The sequence below is a fragment of the Burkholderia sp. ZZQ-2 genome (genome assembly GCF_050768715.1).
Classification (GTDB): Bacteria; Pseudomonadota; Gammaproteobacteria; order Burkholderiales; family Burkholderiaceae; genus Burkholderia; species Burkholderia cepacia.
This window is the reverse complement of the sequence record NZ_LDVA01000139.1, coordinates 1-606: the sequence shown is the minus strand read 5'-3', so window position 1 is coordinate 606 and position 606 is coordinate 1. Positions and strand designations below refer to the sequence as shown.

1 protein-coding gene is annotated in these 606 nt (G+C 74.3%); it reads left to right on the top strand.

Annotated elements, in window-relative coordinates:
- The coding region (gene fliH, locus ABY44_RS08440; RefSeq protein WP_431641103.1) for a flagellar assembly protein FliH at nucleotides 1-502 on the top strand (502 nt) is incomplete at its 5' end.
- Nucleotides 503-606: the final 104 nt, after the last annotated feature.

Here is a 606-nt window from a genome sequence, read left to right as displayed (position 1 = left end):
CCATGTCGAAGGCCAGGCGCTCGGCTACCAGGCCGGTTTCGAGCAGGGCCGCGCACAGGGGTTCGAAGCCGGCCAGGCCGACGCGCGCGAACAGGCCGCGCAGCTCGCGGCGCTCGCCGCGTCGTTCCGCGAGGCCGTGTCGAGCGTCGAGCACGATCTGGCCGCCGACATCGCGCAGCTCGCGCTCGACATCGCGCAACAGGTCGTGCGCCAGCACGTGAAGCACGACCCCGCCGCGCTCGTCGCGGCCGTGCGCGACGTGCTCGCGGCCGAACCCGCGCTGTCCGGCGCGCCGCATCTCGCGGTGAATCCGGCCGACCTGCCCGTCGTCGAAGCCTATCTGCAGGACGATCTCGATACGCTCGGCTGGAACGTGCGCACCGACGCGTCGATCGAGCGCGGCGGCTGCCGCGCGCACGCCGCGACCGGCGAGGTCGACGCGACGCTGCCCACGCGCTGGCAGCGCGTCGCCGCCGCGATCGGCAAGGTGAGCACGTGGTGACGCGGCCGCCCGAAGCGCTCGCGCACGACGGCCTGACGCCGCTCGAACGCGAGCTCGCGCTCGCGTCGTTCGGCCCCGACGCCGCACACGACACGCATGACGCA